The organism is Achromobacter sp. 1L-A-4-B-C2 (assembly GCF_057291955.1).
Genome location: NZ_JBXAWP010000003.1, coordinates 577,046 through 598,627, shown reverse-complemented (window position 1 = coordinate 598,627; position 21,582 = coordinate 577,046). Strand labels below are relative to the sequence as shown.

The following is a 21,582-nucleotide window of genomic DNA, read 5'->3' as shown; positions in this document are numbered from 1 at the left end:
CACCGCACCATGTCTGACTCAATCATTGCGATCGTTCCCGCAGCGGGCGTTGGCGCCCGCGCCAGCCAGCCCGGCGTCGAACCCGTTCCCAAGCAATACCGTCCATTGGCCGGACAGCCCATGTTGCGCCATGCGGTGAGTGCGCTGCTGGCCGATGAGCGCGTATCGCAGGTACGCGTGGCCGTGACGCCCGGCGACGGCTGGGTCGACGCGGCGCTGGCCGGCTTGCCGCGCACGGTGTGGCGGGCCTGCGGCGGCGCTACGCGAGCCGACACCGTGGCGGGCGCCTTGGCCGAAAGCGGCGTGGCCGACGACACCTGGGTGCTGGTGCACGATGCGGCGCGGCCCGGGCTGCCCCAGGCCGCCTTGCGCCGCCTGATTGACGCCTGCCTGGCCGACCCCGTGGGCGGCTTGTTGGCGTTACCGGTCGCCGACACCGTCAAGGGCGGGCGCGACCGGGTCGAACGCACGCTGGATCGCAATGGGCTGTGGCTGGCGCAGACCCCGCAAATGTTTCGGGCCGGCGTGCTGCGCGATGCGCTGACGGCGGCCTCTGTAAATGGCGTCACGGTCACCGACGAGGCCTCGGCCCTGGAGGCCGCCGGCTATGCGCCGCTGCTGGTCCCCGGTGCCCTGCGCAACTTCAAGGTGACCTGGCCGGATGATTTTGAACTGATGGAAAAATGGCTATGAGCATTCCTTTTCGCGTCGGGCAGGGCTTTGACGTGCACGCGCTGGTGGCCGGCCGGCCGCTGATCATCGGCGGCGTGACGATCCCGCACACGCACGGCCTGCTGGGCCATTCCGATGCGGACGTGCTGTTGCACGCCATCACCGATGCGCTGCTGGGCGCGGCGGGCTTGGGCGATATCGGCCGGCATTTTCCGGATACGGACCCGGCCTTCAAGGGCGCGGATAGCCGCGTGCTGCTGCGCGAAGCGATGGCGCGTGTGCGCGCGGCAGGCTGGGCGCCCGTCAATATCGATGCGACGTTGCACGCGCAGGCGCCCAAGATCGGCCCGCACGCGCCTGCCATGGTGAAGAACATTGCCGCCGACACCGGTCTGCCCGAAGCCGACGTGAACATCAAGGCCAAGACCAACGAGGGCCTGGGCTACCTGGGCCGCAAGGAAGGCATCGCGGCGACCGTGGTGACGTTGTTGGCGCGTGTCGACAGTTGAGGCGTGTGCCGGCCCCTTGCAAGGGCGTCATTTACTTTGGCATACATCTTTAACAAATAAATAAGCGGGTCCATATGATTCGGAATATTCTGCGCGCTATCTAAATCGGATCACATGAGATATTCGGATGCATCTACGTGGCGCAGCCCTGCTTTTAGCCCTTGCCGCAGTATGTGCGCCCGCGCACGCGGAGTTTGAACAGCAGTTGGGTCCGCTGGCTGGCGGGGTCCGACAGCAGCTGTTGCAGGGGTGGACGGCGGGCCTGCAAGACGGCTGGTTCACCTTGCAGAACAAGGGCACGCCGGGCAGTGAGCAAACGCTGTACGTCACGGCAGGCCCCGCGCCGGACGCCGGCCGCATCACCGACGTCAATGTGGTCGTCAATTCGCAGAATCCCAAGGCGTCCATCGGCGTTGTGATGAACAACCGCGCCACCAAGAGCCTGTGCCTGCTTGAAATCATGGCCGACAAAAACACGAAGCTGTTTTGCCTGGAAGGGCAGAACCGCCGTGATTTCGGCTCTGTGCCGAATGTCGCCAAGCTGGACGGGTCGGACCGCATCAAGGTGGTCGAGGTGCCGGGCGCAGCGCGCTTCATCGTGAACGGCCAGAAGATCGGCGACGTGGCGGACGTGTCGGCGCTGGGCGCGGATATCGGCATCATGGCGTATGACGTCGGCACGTTCGGCATCGCGGATTTTTCCATCACGACCAATCAAGGGTCCAAGCAGCCGCCGGCGGCACCGCCGTCCACCGGCTTGCCGCCTCGTGGCGGTGGCGCGACCAGCCCGCCGCCCGCGGGCCTGCCCCCGCGCGGGGGCGCCACGGGCGCCAGCCCGCAGAACACACAGCCGCGCGTCAATACGCCGCAGGCTGCGCCGTCGCCGGGCGGCAATAATTCCGGCTTGCCGGGCTCGGGTCCGTATCCCCGTTTCGGTGGCGATACCGAACGCATCGTCGCCGTGTATATCGGCTTGATGAAAAGCATCTTCATGCACGAGTTCGGCCACGCGCTGATCGGCGAACTGCAATTGCCGTCCACCGGCGCCGAAGAGGATGCGGTGGATATCTACGCGGCGTTGCAGATCGTGGAGCCCACGATGTACCCGTCGGGCAGCAAGGACGTGGACCGCATGGCGCGCGAAGCGGCCACCTACGCCGCGCTGCAGTGGTATTACAGCGGCAAGCTGTCGGAAAGCCGCGGCCAGGCGCCCTCGGCATGGCAGGACGAACACACGGGCGACCTGAAGCGCTTCCGCAACATGCTTTGCATCATGTACGGCGGCAACCCCGCTGTGTTCGAAACGGTGGTTCAACAAACCGGATTCGAAGACCGCACCAAGGCCCGTTGCACGGACGAATTCAACAAGCAGAACCGCGCGTGGCGCAAGATTCTGGCGCCGTACACGCGCGTCGGTACCTGGACGCCGGACGGCGAGCAACCGGCCAACGCGCCCGGCGCGCCGGTGAACGTGGTGTTCGAACCGTCCAAGCGCAAGATCGGCAACCTGTTCGCGAACAACCTGTCCGCCGCCATCGGCGAAAACATCAAGCTGCTGGGCAAGACGTATGTGTTGCCCCGGCCGGTGAACGTGGTCTTCAAGGACTGCGGCAAGCTCAACGCCTGGTACAGCCCGCGCGAAGGCTCGATCACCATGTGCTATGAGCTGATCGAGAACATTGCCGTGATGATTTCGGACATCGAAATGGGCACGGTGGGCGGTGAAATCGTGGCCAAGGACGGCTCGGCGCCGCCTGCCCGCCAGCAGCAGGCGCCGGCGGGACAAGGGCAGGGCGCCGCCGCCCCGACCGGCGGCTTCGATGAATTGAAGGACAGCGGCGTGCCGGCCACGACCTTGCTGTTCTCGGCGCCGTACAAGGGACCCACGCCGGTCCAGCACTACCGCGCCAAGGTCATCACCACCGGCGATTTGGTTCAGCTGATCAAGAACAACAAGAATCTGATCATCGTGGACAGCAGCGGGCTGCGCGACACCTTGCCCATCGCCTATCCGCTGGCCGACGCGGGATCGGACGGCAGCGTCAAGGACAGCCTGCAAGGTCCGCTGGACGATTGGCTGATGAAGAAGTCGGGCGGCAACCGGGGCGTGCCGATCGTATTGATGGGCGCCGGCATGAACGACCGTTCGTCGTACAACGCGGCGTTGCGCGTCGGCACTTTGGGCTGGGACGCCTATTGGTATCGCGGCGGCCTGGAAGCCTGGGTGGCCAACGGCTTGCCGACCTCGCCCGTGAAGCCGGCGCAGAACTAATCGAGCAGTCCCCGTCGGCGCCATCACCTTGGCGCGCGGCAATAAAAAGCCCGCCTGTTTGCACAGGCGGGCTTTTTTCCGTCTTCAGACCGAGGCTTACTTGCCTTGGGCGGCCAGCGCCAGAGCGGCGGCGTTGACGACGGCGGCGATACGGCCGGCGTCGCGCAGCTGTTCGGTCGACAGGCCGTCGTTCTTCAGGTTTTCATAGTGCGAGGCCACGCAGAAATGGCACTTGCCGATGATCGAAGCAACCAGCGCGAACAGTTCAAAGCGCTTTTTCTCGACGCCGCCATGGGTGGCGTAGGCGTTCATGCGCAGCTGCGCGGGCAGGCTCTTCAGGTTGGCGTCGCCCGTCATTTCGACGTAGGGATACCAGGTGTTGTTCATGCCCATCAGTGCGGAAGCCGTCAGGGCGGCATTGGCGTCGCCTTCCGACAGGCCGCTCTTGAAGGCTTCGACCAGCACCGGGCTGCGCGCGGCGTAAGCGGCGGACAGGGCGGCGCCAACGGCATGTTCAGGCGCCAGCGTGGAACGGGCGATGACGGCGTCCAGATTCAGGCGGATGTCCTTGGCCCAATCCGGCAGCTGTTCCTTAATGGTCGTAAGAAATTCCATAGTTTTTACCTATAATCTAGAGCAAGTAAAGCCCGGCGCCGGGCCTGCGTACAGGCCCTGGGCCGGGCTGGAAATTACAGCGTAGCGCCGCCAACCGTACGGTTGCACGGGCAGAGCTCGTCGGTTTGCAGACCGTCGAGCAAGCGCAGAACTTCTTCCGGGTTACGGCCGACGTTCAGGTTGTTCACCGAAACGTGCTGGATCGTGTTGTCCGGGTCAACGATGAACGTGGCGCGCAGAGCAACGCCAGCACCCTTTTCGCGGACGCCCAGTTGGTCGATCAGGGCACCGGTGGTGTCGCCGAATTGGTAGTGGCCCAGCTTGTTCAGGTCCGGGTGCTCACGGCGCCATGCCAGCTTGACGAATTCGTTGTCGGTGGAGCCGCCCAGCAGAACGGCGTCGCGGTCTTCGAAATCCTTGGCCAGCTTGTTGAAGCCGACGATTTCGGTCGGGCACACAAACGTGAAGTCTTTCGGGTAGAAGTAGATCACCTTCCACTTGCCGGGGAACGAGCTTTCGGTGATGTCTTCAAACGCCGACACGCCATTCTCTTCGTGCTGGTTGAAGCCGGGCTTGACGCCGGTGACCTTGAAGGGCTCGAGTTTGTCGCCAACAGTTTTCATGTTTACTCCCAGTAGTTGTTGGTGGAGATAAGGCAGTGCCTTAAACCATAAATTCTACGCTATGGATTATCGTTGTCTAATTGATAATTCCTAAACTTGGCTTTGGGCAACTCTATGCGCGCGGTCAGCCCGCCGCCTTCGCGAGGCAGCATGCGCAGCGTGCCGCCCACGTGCTTGAGCAGGCGTTCGACAATGGCCAGACCCAGGCCCGCGCCGCTGACACCGGTACGCGCCGCTTCGCCACGCGAGAAAGGCCGCAGCAGCCGGTCGACGTCTTCGGGCGCGATGCCCGGTCCGCGGTCGCACACTTCGATCACGATCATGCCGCCTTCGGCTTGCAGCGTCATGACAAGGTGCGCCATGCCGTCGCTGGACCGACCATAGCGCCGCGCGTTTTCGATCAGGTTGCTGACCACCCGCTTCAGGTCCAGCGCCGTGATCCGGGCACGCAGCCCAGGTTCCAGCGACGCTTCCAGCTCGCCGCCCAACGACGCGGTGTGGCTGCGTTCACGTTCATAGAGCTCGGCCAGTACCGCGGAAATGTCGGTGGCCAGCTGCGGCAGGGTGCCGGCGGGCCGCGCATATTCCATCAGTTGGCCGATGCTGTGGTCGATCTGGCCCAGGTCTTCGTCGATGGCCTGGCGGGCGTCTTCCGACACGCCGCTAAGCTCGATTTCCAGGCGCATGCGGGCCAGCGGGGTGCGCAGGTCGTGCGAGATCCCGGCCAGCATCAGCTCTCGGTCGGCCTCGGCCTGCCGCAGGTCTTTGGCCATGCGGTTGAACGAGGCGTTCAGGTCGCGGATTTCCAAAGGACCCTGTTCGGGTAGTGGCGCGGGCGTCTCGCCGCGCGACAACACCTGCGCGGCGCGGGCAAGCCGGGACAGGGGCCGGTTCACGAACCCCACGCTGACCGCCGCACCGACAAGGGAAAGCAGCAACGCCGTGGCGCCCCATCCCAGCCATTCGATACCACCCGTCAAGCCAATCTGTTCTCGCTCGAACACCAGCCAGTACAGATCTTTTTCGATCTGGAAGCTGACCCAGAAGCCGGGCACCTGGTTGACGCCCCAGGCGATCTGCGTTTCCGGGCCAAAGCGCGTGCGGATATGCTGCGCCACACGCTGCCAGTAGTCGTCGTCGGGAAGGGCTTCGGCAAAGTCGGTGACTTCGCGCGGGTAGACCTGAATGCCTTCGTTGGTGGCCAGGTCCAGCAGCAGCTTGCTGCGTTCGCCGTTATGAGAGTAGATCAGGGCCGTGCGCGTGATATTGACGGCCGTGATCACCCGCTGCGCCATTTGATTGGCGCGCGGTCCCAGCTCCATGCTGAAAAATACTTGTAGCCACGCGCCCAGGCTGACCAGCATCAGCGCTGCGAGCAGCAGGAACGTGCGGCCGAACAAGCCGAGCCGCAAACGTGAAGTCAGGTTCCTGAAGGTTCTGCGCAAGCGGGGCACGAGGCTGCGCTCCTGCCCAGGGCGGGCGAGCCGATCAGCTACCACCGTCCGGCACAAACACGTATCCGAGACCCCAAACGGTCTGGATGAACACGGGCTTGGACGGATTGGGTTCGATCAGTTTGCGCAGGCGCGAGATCTGCACGTCGAGGCTGCGATCGAAAGCTTCGTATTCGCGGCCGCGAGCCAGTTCCATGAGCTTGTCGCGGGACAGGGGAATCTTCGGATGGCGCGCAAACACCTTGAGCACCGAGAATTCGCCGGTGGTGATCGGCACTTGTTCGCCGTTGCGCGTCAGCGTACGGGTGGACAAGTTCAGCACGTAGGGGCCGAAAGCGATCGACTCGTTTTCCTGGCTGGGAGCGCCCGGATGTTCTTCCGTGCCGCGACGGCGTAGGATCGCGTTGATCCGTGCCAGCAGTTCCCGGGGGTTGAACGGTTTGGACAGGTAGTCGTCCGCGCCCATTTCAAGGCCCACGATGCGGTCGATTTCTTCCGCCTTGGCCGTGAGCATGATGATGGGCGTATTGTCGTGGCCACCGCGCAGCCGGCGACAGATGGACAGACCATCTTCGCCGGGCAGCATCAGATCCAGCACGAGCAGGTCAAAATGCTCGCGTTGCCAGAGTTTGCCCATCTCTTTGGCGTCTTCGGCGACGAAAACGTTGAATCCCTGCTCGGACAAATACCGGCGCAGCAAATCGCGCAAGCGCGGATCATCGTCAACGACGAGGATTTTTCGGGTGGGGGTGGTGTTTTGCGTATTCATGGCCGGAAATGTAACAGTGACAAGAACCAGCGGCTAGTGGGCGTTCACAAGATATTACACATTGCGAACCATGGTTGAAATCCCCCTTACAACCGGGGGCGGAGCCGCGTATTTCGTACAATCTGCACCTATGGAACTAAACCTGCTGGCTTTGGAAACGTCTTCGTCCCGTTGCGGGGTGGCTTTACTGCGAACGGTCGATGGCCGATTGCAGGTGATTACCCGCGAGCACGAGGGGTCCCAAGAGCATGCGGAACGACTCTTGCCGATGGCGAACGAGCTGCTTGCCGAGTCCGGCATTGCGCCCACGGCCCTGCACGCCGTGGCGTTTGGCCAGGGGCCGGGCGGCTTTACCGGCCTGCGTGTCGCTTGTGGCGTGGCCCAGGGCATGGGCCTGGGGCTGGGGATTCCGGTGCTGCCTGTGGTGTCCCACCAGGCGGTCGCCGCGCAGGTGGCAGGGGCCACGCCCGCCAACGCCATCGTGGTGGCGCTGGACGCGCGCATGAACGAGGTCTATCTGGCGGTTTATCGCCCGTTGGGTGCGCAGGGGGCCGAAGAGTCCGCCTGGCAGGTCCTGCAAGCCCCGCTGTTGATCGCGGCTGCCGAGGTCGTGCCCTGGACGGCGCATCACCTTGCCCAATGGTCGGATTCCGCGGGCCAGGCTTTGCGCCCGCTGCTGGCGGGCGACGCCTGGGATGCCTACGCGTCCGACATGATTGCGCCGGATGGGTGGGCGCGCGCCGCCGATGCGTTACGCCCCGAGGCCGCCAGCGTGGCGCGTCTGGCGCGACAAGGCTGGCTGCGCGGTGAAGCGCTGCCTCCGGAAGAGGCCGCGCCGCTTTATGTGCGCGACAAGGTTGCCTTTACCACCGCCGAGCGCATGCGGGGCGAAGGCGGCAACCCGAAAGCCGCGCCGTCCCTGGCGTCGGAGGCCAAGCAATCACCGCGCAACGACCCATCCCAGCTCACCGACTCATCGCAGCGTGGTGCACAGCCAGAGCCCGCCGATCGGCCGCAGCAGGGCCGCGTGGCGGAACGTTCCGGGCACCTTGCGCCCGCCGAACAACCCCAGCCCTTGACGCACGACGACCTGGACGAGGTGGCCGCGCTGGAGGCCCACGTGCAGGCGTTTCCCTGGACGCGCGGCAACTTCGTCGACGCACTGGCGGCGGGCTACGGCGCTTGGGTACTTCGCCGCGACGGCAAAGTCGCTGCCTTCTGCATTTTGATGTTTGCGCCGGACGTCGCGCACTTGCTCGTCATTGCCGTGTCCAAACACCTGCATCGGCAAGGGCTGGGCGGCATCCTGCTGCAATGGTGCGAGGCGCAGGCGCGGGAACGGGGGCTGGAGGGCGTGCTGCTGGAAGTGCGCCCGTCCAACGTCTCCGCCGTCAGCTTTTACCGCGACCACGGTTATTTGCAGATCGGTGTGCGCCGTGGGTACTACCCCGCTGAAAAAGGCACGCGCGAAGACGCTCTGGTCATGCAAAAACGCTTTGACGCCACGCCGGAGGTGCTCGCATGACCGTGCCGACGCCCGCCGTGGCGCCCCGCGTCAATCCGCTTCAGCGCATCTGGCTGCGCGAAATTGGCATGGAAAGGCTGTGGCTGCGCCCGGCTCCGGCCGATGCTCGTGCGCCCGTTGCGCCGCAAGCCCCTGTTTCAAAACCGGTTTTGTTGGATTCCGGGGTGGCGGCCCGTGCCCCGAATGCCCCCGTCGGGCATGTCAACGTGTCCGGTCAGCCTGCCGCTGTGCAGGCCCCGGTGGCGGCCCTGCCGCCCGCCGCGGTGCCGGCTTCCGCCCCGATGCCGGCTGCCGCATCGGCTACTGCTTCGTCTGCTTCGTCTGCTGCGTCGACTGCCGCGCCGGTCGCTGCTCCGGCCGCCGTCGCAAGCGAACGCAGTTCTGGACGCCCGGGCATTCCCGCTTCCATCCTGAACCGCACCGGCCCGCCGCCGCGTCCGGTTCCCAAGACGGCCGAAGAAGAAGCCGTCGAAGCGCCTCGCATCCCCGTGGCCGAGGCGGTGAAAAACGCCAATCTGGACGAACTGCGCGAGCAGGTGGTGGCGTGTACGGCGTGCGGGCTGTGCCAGGGGCGCCGCCACGCGGTCTTTGGCCATGGGGCAACGCCTACCCGCTGGCTGGTCGTGGGAGAGGCCCCGGGCGAGCAAGAAGACCGGCAGGGCCACCCGTTTGTCGGCCGCTCCGGCCAACTGCTGGACGCCATGCTGGCCGCCGTGGGCATGAGCCGCGACACCGACGTCTTCATCACCAACGTCATCAAGTGCCGCCCGCCGGGCAACCGCAATCCCAAGCCCGAGGAAATTGCCGCTTGCAGCCCGTATCTGATGCGCCAGATCGCCTTGCTGAAGCCGGAGCGCATCCTGGTCCTGGGCCGGTTTGCCGCGCAGACGTTGCTGGGTACGGACGCCACCATCGGCAGCCTGCGTGGCCGCGTGCATACGCTCAAGACGGAGGACGGCAGCCAGATTCCGCTGATCGTCAGCTATCACCCGGCGTACCTGCTGCGCAGCCCGTCCGAAAAGGCGCGGGCCTGGCAAGACCTTAAGCTGGCGTCCCGCCAGATCTGACCGCGCTGGCTTGCCGCTGGCGGCGGACGATAAAAAGCCGGGCTTGGGCCCGGCTTTTTTTATTGCGCGTCTTGTATTGCGCGTCCTGTATTGCGCATCTTGTATTGCCCGCCTTTATCGTCCGTTTTTCGTTTCCGATCAACGGCTTGGCGTCTTAGTGGGTGTTCGAATCCAGCGCACGCCCATGGCCTTCCTGCCCGATCTGGTCGTGCAGATCGGGGTTGGCCTGCATGTTGCGCTTGCTCCAGCGCATGAACACCACCATCAGCACCGCCACCACCGAGCCAAAAATCACGATGATGATGTTGATCGGCAGTTGCAGCCACAGCAGCAGCGTGTACATCGCCACCATCAGCAGGATGTTGAGCTGTTCATTGAAGTTCTGCACCGCGATGGAATGGCCCGCCGACAGCAGCACGTGGCCGCGATGTTGCAGCAGCGCATTCATCGGCACCACGAAGAAACCGGCCAGCCCGCCCGTGATCAGCAGCAGCAGGTAGACGCTCCAGGGCGAATAGACCAGCGGCATCAGCAACACGACCAGCCCCATGGCGGCGCCTACCGGCAGCACGGCCAGCGCGCGGCGCAGCGGGATGCGGCCGGCCAGGATCGAGCCGACCACGGTACCCAGCGCCGCCACGCCCATCAGCATCGACGCCTTGTCCAGCTGATAGCCCAGGTGGCTGCGGCCCCATTCGATAACGATCAGTTGCAGCGTGGCGCCCGCGCCCCAGAACAGGGTGGTGACCGCCAGTGAAATCTGGCCCAGCTTGTCTTTCCACAGCACACAGACGTAGCCCCAGAACGTGCGGATCAGGCGCACCGGGTTTTTCTGCTGCGGCGGGTAGCGCACATGGGTGCGCGGAATCATCAGGTTGCACAGCGCCGCCAGCAGGTAGACGAACGCAATGACCAGGATGGCGGCTTCGGCGGGGGTGTGCACCAGGCTGCCGATGAACGAATGGCTCAACAGGGCGGTCGACACCGAGGACGAAATCAACAGGCCGCCCAGCACCGTGCCCAAAATGATGGAAAACACCGTCAGCCCTTCGATCCAGCTGTTGCCCTTGACCAGCATGTGCGGCGGCAGCATTTCGGTGACGATGCCGTACTTGGCGGGCGAATAGGCCGCCGCGCCGATCCCGACCACGGCATAGGCGGCGCAGACCAGGTAGGTCTGGTATTCGGGGGCAACGCCGATGCTGGCGTACGAGAACATCAGCAGACAGCCGGCCACCTTCAGCGCGTTGGTGGAGAACATCACACGGCCCTTGGGGAAAGAGTCCGCCAGGGCGCCGACAAAGGCCGCCAGCACCACGTAGGCCAGCGCGAACGACCATTTCATCATGGGCGCCAACCAGTCGGGGCCGTGCAGCTCCTGTATCAAGGCGATGGCTGCGATGAACAGCGCATTGTCCGCCAATGACGAGAAGGCCTGCGCGGCCATGACCAGATAGAAACCACGTTTCAAGAATGTCCCCGTTCTTTGGCCTGAGCCCGGCCAGTCCGCGTGAAAATTATGTGTCGTGCCAAAAAGTGTCAGGGAGTATAGCCGGTGCCCGAAGGCGCACCATTGAGCGTTTGCCCGTGGGTTGACCATTACTGACGTTTAGCGACAGACTGCCTGCGGTATCATACGACCCATATGTGAGCCGGCCCTTCGTGGGCCGGTTTGCAATCTGTGCGGCAGGTCCGTTAACGCCTTTCGTCAACCCACCCCGTCGTCATCGTACTGTGCGTCTTACTCAGCTAAAACTCGCCGGCTTCAAGTCCTTCGTCGATCCCACCGTGATTCCCGTGCCCAGTCAACTGGTTGGCGTGGTGGGTCCGAACGGCTGCGGGAAATCGAACATCATCGATGCGGTGCGCTGGGTGCTGGGCGAGGCCAAGGCCTCGGAACTGCGCGGCGAGTCCATGCAGGACGTCATTTTCAACGGCTCGGGCAACCGCAAGCCAGCGGCCCGTGCGTCGGTGGAAATGGTGTTCGACAACAGCGAAGGGCGGGCTGCGGGCCAATGGAGCACCTACGCCGAAATCGCCGTGCGCCGGGTTCTGACCCGGGACGGCACCAGCAGCTATTTCGTCAATAACCAGCAGGTCCGGCGCCGCGACATCCACGACATCTTCCTGGGCACCGGCCTGGGCGCGCGTGGCTACGCCATCATCGGGCAGGGCATGATCAACCGCCTGATCGAGGCGCGCCCTGAAGAACTGCGGGTATTCCTGGAAGAAGCGGCCGGCGTGTCGCGCTACAAGGAACGCCGCCGCGAGACCGAAAACCGCCTGTCGGACACGCGCGAAAACCTGACTCGCGTGGAAGACATTCTGCGCGAACTGAACAGCCAGCTTGAAAAGCTGGAAGCCCAGGCCGAAGTCGCCACGCGATACCGCGGGCTTCAGGCCGACGGCGAAAAGAAACAGCATTCCCTGTGGTTCCTGAAGGAAACCGGGGCTCGCGAAGAGCGCGCCAAGAAAGCCCAGGAAATGGCGCAGGCGCAAAACGAGCTGGAAGCCGCCATCGCCGGCCTGCGTGCGGGCGAAGCGGCGCTGGAATCGCGCCGTCAGGCCCACTACGCGGCCAGCGACGCCGTGCACACCGCCCAGGGCGCGCTGTACGAAGCCAACGCGCAGGTCAGCCGCCTGGAAGCCGAGATCCGCCACGTGGTGGATTCGCGCAACCGTCTGCAATCGCGCCGCGACCAGTTGCAGCAGCAGATCGCGGAATGGACCAGCCAGCGCGAGCACTGCACTGAGCAAATCGCCCAGGCCGAAGACGACCTGGCCACCGCCGCCGCCCGCACCGAAGAGGCGCGGGCCGCCGCCGAAGACGCTCAGGCGGGGTTGCCCGCCGTCGAGCAGCGTGTGCGCGAGGCCGCCTCGGGCCGCGACGAAATGCGCGCCGCCCTGGCCCGGGTCGAACAGAACCTGGCGCTGGTCGCCCAGACCCAGCGCGACGCCGACCGCCAGATGCAGGTGCTGGAGCAGCGCCGCGAACGCCTGCAACAAGAGCTACGCGAGCTGCATGCGCCAGACCCCGTCCGCCTGGAGCAACTGGCCGGCGACCGGGTAGCCGGCGAAGACCAGCTGCAAGAAGCCCAGGAAGAACTGGCCACGCTGGAAGGCCGCGTGCCGGAAGCGGATGCCGAGCGCAGCCGCGCCCAGGCCGCCGCCCAGACCGACGCCCAGAACCTGGCCCGTCTGGAAGCCCGCCTGTCCGCGCTGGTGAAGCTGCAGGAAGACGTGCAGAAGCAGGGCGCGCTGGAACCCTGGCTGGCCAAGCACGAATTGGCCGGGCTGTCGCGTCTGTGGCAAAAGCTGCACGTGGAGCCGGGCTGGGAAACCGCCCTGGAATCCGCCCTGCGCGAGCGCATGGCGTCCATGGAAGTGCGCAATCTGGATTGGGCCCGCGCGTTCGCCGAAGACGCGCCGCCCGCCCGGCTGGCTTTCTATCAATTGCCCGTCGCGGCGCCCGCGCCGGCCGCCCCGGCCGGCCTGACGCCGCTGGCCAGCCTGCTGCGCATCACCGACCCGGACCTGCGCACGCTGCTGAACGACTGGCTGGCCGGCATCTACACCGCGACCGACGTGACGCAGGCTCTGGCCATGCGCGCGACCTTGCCCGCCGGCAGCGCCTGCGTGGTCAAGGCCGGCCACCTGATCGATGCCCATAGCGTCCGCTTTTACGCGCCGGATTCCGAGCAGGCCGGCCTGCTGGCCCGCCAGCAGGAAATTGAAAACCTGCAACGCGAGATCAAGGCCCAGCAGCTGATCGCCGACCAGGCGCGTGCCGCGGTTGCCCGCGCCGAAGCGGCCTGGCAGCAGGTCTCGCAGGCCATCGCCCCGGCGCGCACGCGCGTGGCCGAGGTCACGCGCCGCGTGCACGACATCCAGCTTGAACATTCCCGGCTGCAACAGCAGGCCGAGCAATCCGGCGAACGGGCCTCGCGCCTGCGCCAGGATCTGGAAGAAATCAAGGTCCAGGAAGAAGACCTGTGCGCCACCCGCGAAGAAGCCGAAGCCCGCTTCGAGACGCTGGACGAAGAACTGGCCGAGCACCAATCCCGCTTTGCCGATGCCGAAATGGACGGCGAAACGCTGGCCGCCCAGGCCGAGGCCGCCCGTACGCGCCTGCGCGAGCTTGAGCGTGCCGCGCAAGAAGCCGAATTTGCCGAACGCGGCATTCAGGTCCGCATTACCGACCTGCAACGCAACCAGCAATTGGCCGCCGACCAAAGCCAGCGCGGCACGGTCGAGCTTGAACAACTGATGGGCGATCTGGCCGAGCTGGACGCGTCCGCGTCGCAGGCCGGGTTGCAAGATGCCCTGGAAGCCCGTGCCGAGCGCGAAGAAGCGCTGTCGCGCGCGCGCCAGGAAATGGAAAACCTGGCCGCTCTGTTGCGCGGCGCCGATGAAGACCGGCAACAGCAGGAACAGACGCTGGAACCGCGCCGTGCGCGCATCATGGAATTGCAGCTGCAAGAGCAGGCCGCGCGCCTGGCTGAAGAGCAATTCACCGAACAGCTGAACGCCCGCGAAGTCGACCGCGAGGCGCTGGCCCAGGACCTGGCCACCCGCCCCGAAGAGTGGCGCCGCGCCAGCTGGCTGCAACAGGAAGTGGGCCGGATCTCGCGCCAGATTGAATCGTTGGGCTCGGTCAACCTGGCGGCGCTGGACGAATTGAACACGTCGCGCGAACGCAAGGGTTTCCTGGATTCCCAGCACCAGGATTTGATGACCGCCATCGAAACCCTGGAAGACGCGATCCGCAAGATCGACCGCGAAACGCGCGAGCTGCTGCAAGAAACCTTCAACATCGTGAACGGCCACTTTGGCGAACTGTTCCCCAAGCTGTTTGGTGGGGGCGAAGCCAAGCTCAGCATGACGGGCGAGGAAATTCTCGACGCGGGCGTGCAGGTCATGGCCCAGCCGCCCGGCAAGCGCAACAGCACGATTCACCTCTTGTCCGGCGGCGAAAAAGCGCTGACCGCGACCGCGCTGGTGTTCGCGTTGTTCAAGCTGAATCCGGCGCCTTTCTGCCTGCTGGACGAGGTGGACGCGCCGCTGGACGACGCCAACACCGAACGCTACGCAAACCTGGTCGCCAACATGAGCGAGCAAACCCAATTCCTATTTATTTCGCACAACAAGATCGCCATGCAGATGGCCAAGCAGCTGATCGGCGTAACCATGCAAGAGCAAGGGGTTTCGCGTATCGTTGCGGTAGACATAGATTCGGCCGTGCAAATGATGGCCTCCGAAGCGGCATAAACCCCATATTTAGAAAGGCGCCGCCCTCCTGGCGCGGGATGTACACATGAGTGATTTGCAGATCGGGCTGATAGCCCTGGGCGTCTTGCTGATACTGCTGGTGTTGGGATTCAACTGGTGGCAGGACCGGCGCGTCCGGCGCAAGATGCAAAGCCATTTCCCCACGTCTGAACAGGATCCGTTGCTGGGCGCCGGCGCTGCCGGCGCAGCCGCTTCGGCGACTGCCGCGGGCGCGAGCCGTCGCGAGCCCGGCATGGGCGGCGATGCGCCGCGCGCGCACCCCGGCCAGCCCGCGCCGGTGGACCCGGGTAGCGATGCCGACGACACGGAAGAACCCGACCCCGCCTGCGAAGTGGTCATCGAAATCAATTTCGCCGAACCCGTGCGTGGCGCCGACCTGCTGCCTTACATGCAAAGCCTGCGCCACGTGGGCCGCAAGCCGATGCGCGTATTCGCCGAAACCGACCAGCGCCGCCATCGTGCCCGCGTGCATGCCGGTGAGTCGTATGCGTCGATGCAACTGGCGGTGCTGCTGGCCAATCGCAGCGGCCCCCTGACTGCCATTGAATGGTCGCAAGCCTGGGCTCGCGCCCAGGACATGGCCGAACGTTTCGACGCCACCATCGAAGGCCCCGACCAGCAAGCCGTGCTGGAGCAGGGCGCCCGCCTGGACGACACCTGCGCCGCGCTGGATACCCAGGTTGGCCTGACGCTGCTGCTGGGCGCGGCCCAGCCTGCCGCCGAAGTGCTGTCCGTGGCCCGCGACACGGGCTTCGTGGCGGATGGCAATCGCCTGGCGTGGCCCGCCGAAAACGGTGTGACCCGCTTCACGCTGTCGCGCGCCGATGGCGCCGCCTTCGACGCCGGCATGGGTGGCGTCGAACGCCTGTACCTGCTGCTTGACGTACCTTGTGCGCCGGCCGATACGCGTGCCTTTGGCCGCATGGTGGACGTGGGCCGCGACCTGGCCGCGCGCCTGCGCGCCGAGCTGGTCGACGACCAGGGCAAGCCGCTGGCGGATGGTTCCGAAACGGTTATCGACGAACGCCTCCAAGTGCTGTTCGAACAGCTTGAACAAGCGGGCCTGCCCGCCGGAAGCGAGCGTGCTCAACGGGTGTTTGCGTAAATGAGCCGCGCGTCTGGTGAAGTCAACCCGGCGGAAACCGCGGCGCGCCTGCGCGCCGAGCTGGAACAGCACAACGTCCGCTATTACGTCTACGACGAGCCCTCCGTCTCGGATGCCGAGTACGACGGGCTGATGCGGCAGCTTGAAGCCCTTGAGGCCGAACATCCCGAACTGATCACCCCGGAATCGCCCACGCAACGCGTGGGCGCGGCGCCTGTCTCCGCCTTTGGCAGCGTGCGTCATGCCGTGCCGATGCTGTCGCTGAACAACGCCTTTGCCGAAGAAGAAGTGGTGGCGTTCGACCGCCGTGTCACGGACACGTTGCGCGGCGCGGGCCTGCTGGGGCCGGCGCAGCAAGCCGATTATTTCTGTGAGCTCAAGTTGGACGGGCTGGCGATCAGCCTGCGTTACGAGGACGGCCGTCTGGTGCAGGCCGCCACGCGCGGCGACGGCCAGACGGGCGAAGATGTCACCTCCAACATCCGCACCATCAAGGCCATTCCGCTACAACTAAAAGGGTCCGCCCCGAAAGTGCTGGAAGTGCGCGGCGAGGTGTTGATGAATCGCGCCGACTTTGAAAAGTTGAACGCGGCGCAGGCCAAGCGTGACGAAAAGATCTTCGTCAACCCGCGTAATGCCGCCGCCGGCAGCCTGCGTCAGCTGGACCCGCGCATCACCGCCAAGCGGCCGCTGCGCTTCTTTGCGTATGGCTGGGGCGAGGTGCTGGGCCTGCCCGGCAAGCAAAGCGGCTTGTTCGACGAGGCCACGGCCGGCGCCGGTCAGGCCTCGCAACTGCCCGAAGCGTCGCATGGCGCCATGCTGGCGTGGCTGCACGAGCTGGGCCTGCCGGTCAACTTGAAGCACAACCATCGCGCGACGGGCGCCGAAGGCTTGATGGCCTTTTATGCCAAGGTGGGCGAGCTGCGTGCCAGCCTGCCTTACGACATCGACGGCGTGGTCTACAAAGTAGATTCGCTGCCCGCGCAGAAAGTGCTGGGCTTCGTGGCGCGCGCGCCGCGCTTCGCGCTGGCGCACAAATTTGCCGCCGAAGAAGCCACCACCACGCTGCTGGATATTGAAGTCCAGGTTGGGCGCACGGGCGCGATCACGCCCGTGGCACGCCTGAAGCCCGTGTTCGTGGGTGGCGTGACCGTCACCAACGCGACGCTGCACAACGAAGACGAAATCCGCCGCAAGGACGTGCGCAAGGGTGACACCGTCATCGTGCGCCGCGCGGGCGATGTGATCCCCGAAGTGCTGGGCCCTGTGCTTGAAAAGCGGCCCGACGACGCCCAGGAATTCGTCATGCCCACGGCCTGCCCGGTCTGCGGCTCGGCCATTGAACGGCTGGAAGACGAGACCATTGCGCGCTGTACGGGCGGCCTGTTCTGCGCCGCGCAGCGCAAGCAGACGCTGTGGCATGCGGCCAGCCGCAAGGCGCTGGACATCGAAGGGCTGGGCGAAAAGTTGGTGGACCAGTTGGTCGACAGCGGCCGGGTCAAGACTTTGGCCGATCTGTACAGCCTGCGCCCGCTCGAGCTGGTGGGCCTGGATCGCATGGGCCAGAAGTCGGCCGATAACCTGGTGGCGGCCATCGACAAGGCGCGCGCCCCGGGCTTGAACCGCCTGTTGTTTGCGCTGGGTATTCGTCACGTGGGTGAAACCACCGCGCGCGACGTGGCACGGCATTTCGGCAGCATCGACGCCATCATGGACGCTGATGAAGACGCCTTGTCGTCCGTGCCGGACGTGGGTCCCGTGGTGGCGGCGTCCATCCGCCGCTTCTTTGCCGAGCAGCACAACCGGGACGTCATCGAGCAATTGAAGGCGCAGGGGGTGAACCCCGTGGCCGACGCCGCGCCGCAAGGCACGACGCTGGCGGGCAAGACTTTCGTGTTGACCGGCACCCTGCCCAACTGGACGCGCGAGGAAGCATCAATGCACATCCAGGCCGCGGGCGGCAAGGTCAGCGGTTCGGTCTCCAAGAAAACCGCTTATCTGGTGGCCGGCGAAGAGGCTGGCAGCAAACTCACCAAGGCGCAGGAACTGGGCGTGACCGTGTTGGATGAAGATGCGTTGAAAGCGCTATTGGGAATGTCCTAGCCCAAAGGGAATGTCCTGCCCCAAAAAAAACTGCCCGCGATAGCGGGCAGTTTTGATTTTGGCGCAGGGCAGGCTTACTGAATCTTGGCCTTGTCGCGCAGTTGCTTCTGGTAGTCGGCCAGGGTTTGCTGGCGCAGCATTTCTTCCAGTTGCGGACGCACTTGATCCAGCGGCGGGAATTCCACCGGGCGGGTGTCCTCAACCTTGATGATGTGCCAGCCGAATTGGGTTTGGACCGGCTTGTCGACCAGTTCGCCCTTCTTCAACTGAGTCACGGCTTGCGCGAACGGCTGGACGTAGTTGGTCGGGGGAGCCCAACCCAGATCGCCACCCTTTTCGGCGCTGCCGGGGTCCTTCGAGTTCTTCTTGGCCAGGTCGTCGAACTTGCTCTTGTTGCTCTTGATCTGGGCCAGCAGGTCATTGGCCGTCTTCTCGTCTTCGACGAGGATATGACGGACCTTGTATTCCATCTTGCCGGCTTGTTCCTTCTTGATCTTCTCGTATTCGGCGGTGACCTTGGCGTCCGAAACCGGGTTCTTGGCCAGGTAGTCGGCCATCAGGGCGCGCACCAGGATGCCTTGGCGGGCCAGTTCGATTTCGGTTTGAACGTCGGCTTGCTTGGCGATGCCGCTGGATTCGGCGGCTTGCACGAAGATCTGGCGGTTAATCATTTCTTGCTTGACCTGTTCGCGCAATTGCGGCGAATCGGTCGCGCCCTGGCTGACCAGCAGCTTGACGAATTGATCCAAATTCTTTTGCGGAATGGCCTTACCGTTGACGGTGGCCACGTTTTGCGCGAAAGCGGGCACGGCGATGACGCAGGCCGCAGCCAGCATGACGATGCGTTTCATGAATATCCTTTTACTTTCTATTTGGGAGCCTGGGCATCTAGCGCAAGCGCATGAATCGGATAGGGGATCAAATCTTGCAAATGATGATACACCAGCCTATGTCGCGCCACGGCGGAGAGCCCCGTGAAGCAAGGCGCTACGATATGGACGCGATAGTGGCCGGCGCCGTTTTTACTGCCTTCGTGGCCGGCATGCAAATGCGAGTCGTCCAGGATGTCCAGCGTTACAGGTTCCAGGGCGGCCAGGCGCTCTCGGATCAGGGTGATGCGATCGGTGTTGTCGGACATGGCGGCTAGATGAAAGTTCCGGCGCGCCCACGAGGGTGGGCGCGCCTATGATTGGACCGTGTGGTCGGGCCGGCTGGCGCGTCAGGGCTTGCCCGGCGGCGTGCCGGAACCGGCGGTGTCGTCGGTCTGGATATGCTTGCCCAGCCATACCGACTGGCCGATCACGAAGACGACCATCAAGCCCATCAGGCCGAATGCCTTGAAGCTGACCCATTGCGATTCGGTGAAATGACCCGAGAACGCCACATACAGGTTCAGCGCGCCGGCGACCAGGAAGAAGGCTGCCCAGACCAGGTTCAGCTTGTCCCAGGCGGCGTCGGGCAGTTGAATCTGCTTTTCCATCAGCCGACGAATCAGGTTGCGCCCGAACACCCAGCGGGAAATCAGCAGCGCACCGCCAAACAGCCAATACAGCACGGTGGGCTTCCACTTGATGAAGACATCGCTGTGCAACCAGATGGTGGCGCCGCCGAAGACCAGGATGACCGTCAGGTTGATCCAGTGCATGGCCTCGGTGGCGCGGCCCGTGAGCTTGAGCCACACGATCTGCAGCACGGCCGCCGCCATGGCGACGCCCGTGGCGATGAAGATGTCCGTGTACCGATAGGCAATGAAGAACAGGAACAGCGGAAACAGGTCGAACAGAAACTTCTTCATTCAGTCTTCTATGGGTTCAAACGTCATCGACAGGGAATTGATGCAATAGCGCAGCCCGGTGGGCGGCGGGCCGTCGGGGAAGACGTGGCCCAGGTGCGAATCGCATACGTTGCACAGGACTTCGGTGCGGACCATGCCGTGGCTGACGTCGCGCTCTTCGCGCACCAGTTCGGGGTCCAGCGGCTGGAAGTAGCTGGGCCAGCCACAGCCGGCGTCGAATTTGGTGTCGGATGCGAACAGGGCCGTGCCACAGCCCACACAGCGGTAAATGCCCGGCGTGGTCGTATTCCAGTAACGCCCGGTGAATGCGCGTTCGGTACCCTTTTCGCGGGTGACCACGTATTCTTCGGGGGAAAGTTGTGCGCGCCATTCGGCGTCGGATTTGCGTACTTTTTCCATATCAGCTCTTGGAGTCCCGATGCCCGAAATGGTTCGGGCATAATCCCGCCCCATGTTAATCGAGTTTGACCAGGCGGTAGTGGCCACGCCCCAGGCGGAAGTGTTGCGCGGGGTGAGCGCGACGCTGGCCGAGCGCCGCATCGGCATCGTCGGGCCCAACGGCGCCGGCAAGAGCACGCTTGCGCGCCTGCTGAACGGGCTGGTGCTGCCATCGTCGGGCAGTGTTCGGGTGGATGGGCTGGACACTCGGCACGATTTGAAAGCCGTGCGCCGCCTTGTGGGCTTTGTGTTTCAAAACCCCGAAAACCAGATTGTTTTCCCGATCGTGCGCGAAGACCTGGCCTTTGGGCTGAAGCGGCTGGAACCGGACAAGGCGCTGCGTGAATCGCGCATCGACGCCCAATTGAATGCGCTGGGGGTCGGGCATCTGGCCGACCGCAGCAGCCACACGCTGTCGGGCGGCGAACGCCAACTGGTGGCGTTGGCGGCCGTGCTGGTCATGGCGCCGGCGCTGGTCGTCTTTGACGAACCCACTACACAGCTGGACCTGCGCAACCGCAACCGGGTCCGAGACGCGATTGCCGCGCTGCCCCATGATGCCGTGGTCGTCAGCCACGACCTGGACCTGCTGGAGGATTTTGACCGGGTGCTGGTCGTGCGCGATGGTGTCATTGCCGCCGACGACGCGCCCGCGCCGGCCTTGCGCTGGTACCGGGAGCACTGCGCATGATCGAACCTCTTTACGTCGCCGGCCGCAGTCCGCTGCACCGGCTGCCTGCCTGGGTAAAGCTGGTGGCGCTGGTGGCCGCCGGGGCGGGGCTGTTCATGCTGCGCGACCCGAGGTGGCTGGGCGCGGCGTTTACCGTTTCGGCCATTCTGGTCTGGTCCACGGGCGTGTCGGCCGCCGCCGTCTGGCGCCAGGTGCGCGGGCTGCTGTGGGTGCTGCTGGCCGTGGCGCTGTTCACGGGCGTATTCCAGGGGCTGATCGACGCCCTGGCCGTCGTGCTGCGAGTGGGCGCGATGGTGGGGCTGGCGCTGGCCGTCACGCTGGCCACGCGTACGTCGGACTTGATCGCCGTCTGCGAACGGGCCTTGACGCCGTTTGAGCGGATCGGGCTGGTCGACGCCGGCAAAGTGGCGCTGGCACTGGCGCTGACCTTGCGGTTCGTGCCTGAAATCTGGCGCAATTTCCAAGACATCCGCGAGGCCCAGGCGGCGCGCGGGCTGGGCGCCCATCCGGTTGCCCTGATCGTGCCCTTGATCGTGCTGACATTAAAGCGCGCCCAGGAAGTGGCCGAAGCCATCGACGCGCGCAGCCCCTGAGCCGGGCGCCCCTCAGCCGGGCGCCCCTCAGCCGGGCGCCCCTCAGCCGGGCACCCTCCACC

General features: G+C 64.8%; 19 protein-coding genes. 10 read left to right on the top strand and 9 right to left on the bottom strand.

What is annotated here, in order from left to right:
* Nucleotides 1–9: 9 nt before the first annotated feature.
* From ispD to AC0Z35_RS16200, 3 genes are all read left to right on the top strand, one after another.
* Complete coding sequence (gene ispD, locus AC0Z35_RS16210; protein WP_104142975.1) at nt 10–693, top strand: 2-C-methyl-D-erythritol 4-phosphate cytidylyltransferase; 684 nt, start codon at nt 10–12, stop codon at nt 691–693.
* Nucleotides 690–1,181, top strand: coding sequence for a 2-C-methyl-D-erythritol 2,4-cyclodiphosphate synthase (ispF, locus tag AC0Z35_RS16205; protein ID WP_319309087.1), 492 nt, complete (start codon nt 690–692; stop codon nt 1,179–1,181). The genes ispD and ispF overlap by 4 nt, the downstream gene beginning before the upstream one ends.
* Before the next feature lie 205 nt (nt 1,182–1,386).
* The gene (locus AC0Z35_RS16200; protein WP_485132314.1) at nt 1,387–3,453 is read left to right on the top strand and encodes a DUF4344 domain-containing metallopeptidase; all 2,067 of its coding nucleotides are present in this window, start codon (nt 1,387–1,389) and stop codon (nt 3,451–3,453) included.
* 96 nt (nt 3,454–3,549) lie between these two features.
* On the opposite strand, the gene AC0Z35_RS16195 is transcribed toward AC0Z35_RS16200, so the two are convergent.
* From AC0Z35_RS16195 to risA, 4 genes are all read right to left on the bottom strand, one after another.
* The gene (locus AC0Z35_RS16195; protein ID WP_485132315.1) at nt 3,550–4,068 is read right to left on the bottom strand and encodes a carboxymuconolactone decarboxylase family protein; all 519 of its coding nucleotides are present in this window, start codon (nt 4,066–4,068) and stop codon (nt 3,550–3,552) included.
* A 74-nt stretch (nt 4,069–4,142) separates the two neighbouring features.
* Nucleotides 4,143–4,691, bottom strand: coding sequence for a peroxiredoxin (locus AC0Z35_RS16190; protein ID WP_006217982.1), 549 nt, complete (start codon nt 4,689–4,691; stop codon nt 4,143–4,145).
* Nucleotides 4,692–4,750: 59 nt separating this feature from the next.
* A complete protein-coding gene (risS, locus tag AC0Z35_RS16185) occupies nt 4,751–6,145 on the bottom strand; it encodes a sensor histidine kinase RisS (protein WP_006217983.1) in 1,395 nt (464 codons plus the stop codon).
* A 34-nt stretch (nt 6,146–6,179) separates the two neighbouring features.
* Nucleotides 6,180–6,914 (bottom strand): response regulator transcription factor RisA, encoded by a 735-nt coding sequence (risA, locus tag AC0Z35_RS16180; protein ID WP_003813882.1) that lies wholly within the window; start codon nt 6,912–6,914, stop codon nt 6,180–6,182.
* Between the two features lie 130 nt (nt 6,915–7,044).
* Here risA and tsaB point away from each other — a divergent pair, with 130 nt between their 5' ends.
* Both tsaB and AC0Z35_RS16170 read left to right on the top strand, forming a co-directional pair.
* Nucleotides 7,045–8,439 carry a tRNA (adenosine(37)-N6)-threonylcarbamoyltransferase complex dimerization subunit type 1 TsaB gene (tsaB, locus tag AC0Z35_RS16175; protein WP_485132316.1) on the top strand — a complete coding sequence of 465 codons (1,395 nt, stop codon included), beginning with the start codon at nt 7,045–7,047 and terminating at the stop codon, nt 8,437–8,439.
* Nucleotides 8,436–9,506 carry a uracil-DNA glycosylase gene (locus AC0Z35_RS16170; RefSeq protein WP_120154235.1) on the top strand — a complete coding sequence of 357 codons (1,071 nt, stop codon included), beginning with the start codon at nt 8,436–8,438 and terminating at the stop codon, nt 9,504–9,506. Before tsaB ends, AC0Z35_RS16170 begins: the two co-directional genes overlap by 4 nt.
* Nucleotides 9,507–9,660: 154 nt before the next feature.
* Here AC0Z35_RS16170 and lplT read toward each other — a convergent pair whose 3' ends face one another.
* Nucleotides 9,661–10,977 carry a lysophospholipid transporter LplT gene (lplT, locus tag AC0Z35_RS16165; RefSeq protein WP_046802555.1) on the bottom strand — a complete coding sequence of 439 codons (1,317 nt, stop codon included), beginning with the start codon at nt 10,975–10,977 and terminating at the stop codon, nt 9,661–9,663.
* Between the two features lie 263 nt (nt 10,978–11,240).
* On the opposite strand from lplT, the gene smc reads away from it, so the two are divergent.
* Genes smc through ligA form a run of 3 tightly spaced genes read left to right on the top strand, consistent with a single transcriptional unit; the run spans nt 11,241 to nt 18,003 of the window.
* Nucleotides 11,241–14,774 (top strand): chromosome segregation protein SMC, encoded by a 3,534-nt coding sequence (gene smc / locus AC0Z35_RS16160; RefSeq protein ID WP_485132317.1) that lies wholly within the window; start codon nt 11,241–11,243, stop codon nt 14,772–14,774.
* Between the two features lie 46 nt (nt 14,775–14,820).
* On the top strand, nt 14,821–15,900 hold the full coding sequence (locus tag AC0Z35_RS16155) for a cell division protein ZipA C-terminal FtsZ-binding domain-containing protein (protein WP_104142985.1): 1,080 nt from the start codon (nt 14,821–14,823) through the stop codon (nt 15,898–15,900).
* Nucleotides 15,901–18,003, top strand: coding sequence for an NAD-dependent DNA ligase LigA (gene ligA / locus AC0Z35_RS16150; protein ID WP_104142986.1), 2,103 nt, complete (start codon nt 15,901–15,903; stop codon nt 18,001–18,003).
* Between the two features lie 74 nt (nt 18,004–18,077).
* Here ligA and AC0Z35_RS16145 read toward each other — a convergent pair whose 3' ends face one another.
* From AC0Z35_RS16145 to msrB, 4 genes are all read right to left on the bottom strand, one after another.
* The gene (locus AC0Z35_RS16145) at nt 18,078–18,854 is read right to left on the bottom strand and encodes a peptidylprolyl isomerase (protein WP_046802559.1); all 777 of its coding nucleotides are present in this window, start codon (nt 18,852–18,854) and stop codon (nt 18,078–18,080) included.
* A 17-nt stretch (nt 18,855–18,871) separates the two neighbouring features.
* On the bottom strand, nt 18,872–19,141 hold the full coding sequence (locus tag AC0Z35_RS16140; RefSeq protein ID WP_046802560.1) for a BolA family protein: 270 nt from the start codon (nt 19,139–19,141) through the stop codon (nt 18,872–18,874).
* A gap of 81 nt (nt 19,142–19,222) precedes the next feature.
* The gene (locus AC0Z35_RS16135; protein WP_046802561.1) at nt 19,223–19,798 is read right to left on the bottom strand and encodes a septation protein A; all 576 of its coding nucleotides are present in this window, start codon (nt 19,796–19,798) and stop codon (nt 19,223–19,225) included.
* On the bottom strand, nt 19,799–20,197 hold the full coding sequence (gene msrB / locus AC0Z35_RS16130; RefSeq protein ID WP_046802562.1) for a peptide-methionine (R)-S-oxide reductase MsrB: 399 nt from the start codon (nt 20,195–20,197) through the stop codon (nt 19,799–19,801).
* A gap of 52 nt (nt 20,198–20,249) precedes the next feature.
* Between msrB and AC0Z35_RS16125 the strand changes: the two genes are divergently transcribed.
* Both AC0Z35_RS16125 and AC0Z35_RS16120 read left to right on the top strand, forming a co-directional pair.
* Entirely contained in the window at nt 20,250–20,927 is a 678-nt protein-coding gene (locus AC0Z35_RS16125) for an energy-coupling factor ABC transporter ATP-binding protein (protein ID WP_485132318.1), read from the top strand.
* Nucleotides 20,924–21,520: an energy-coupling factor transporter transmembrane component T family protein gene (locus AC0Z35_RS16120; RefSeq protein ID WP_046802564.1), complete on the top strand. Its 597-nt coding sequence runs from the start codon at nt 20,924–20,926 to the stop codon at nt 21,518–21,520. Before AC0Z35_RS16125 ends, AC0Z35_RS16120 begins: the two co-directional genes overlap by 4 nt.
* The last annotated feature ends 62 nt before the right edge of the window (nt 21,521–21,582 follow it).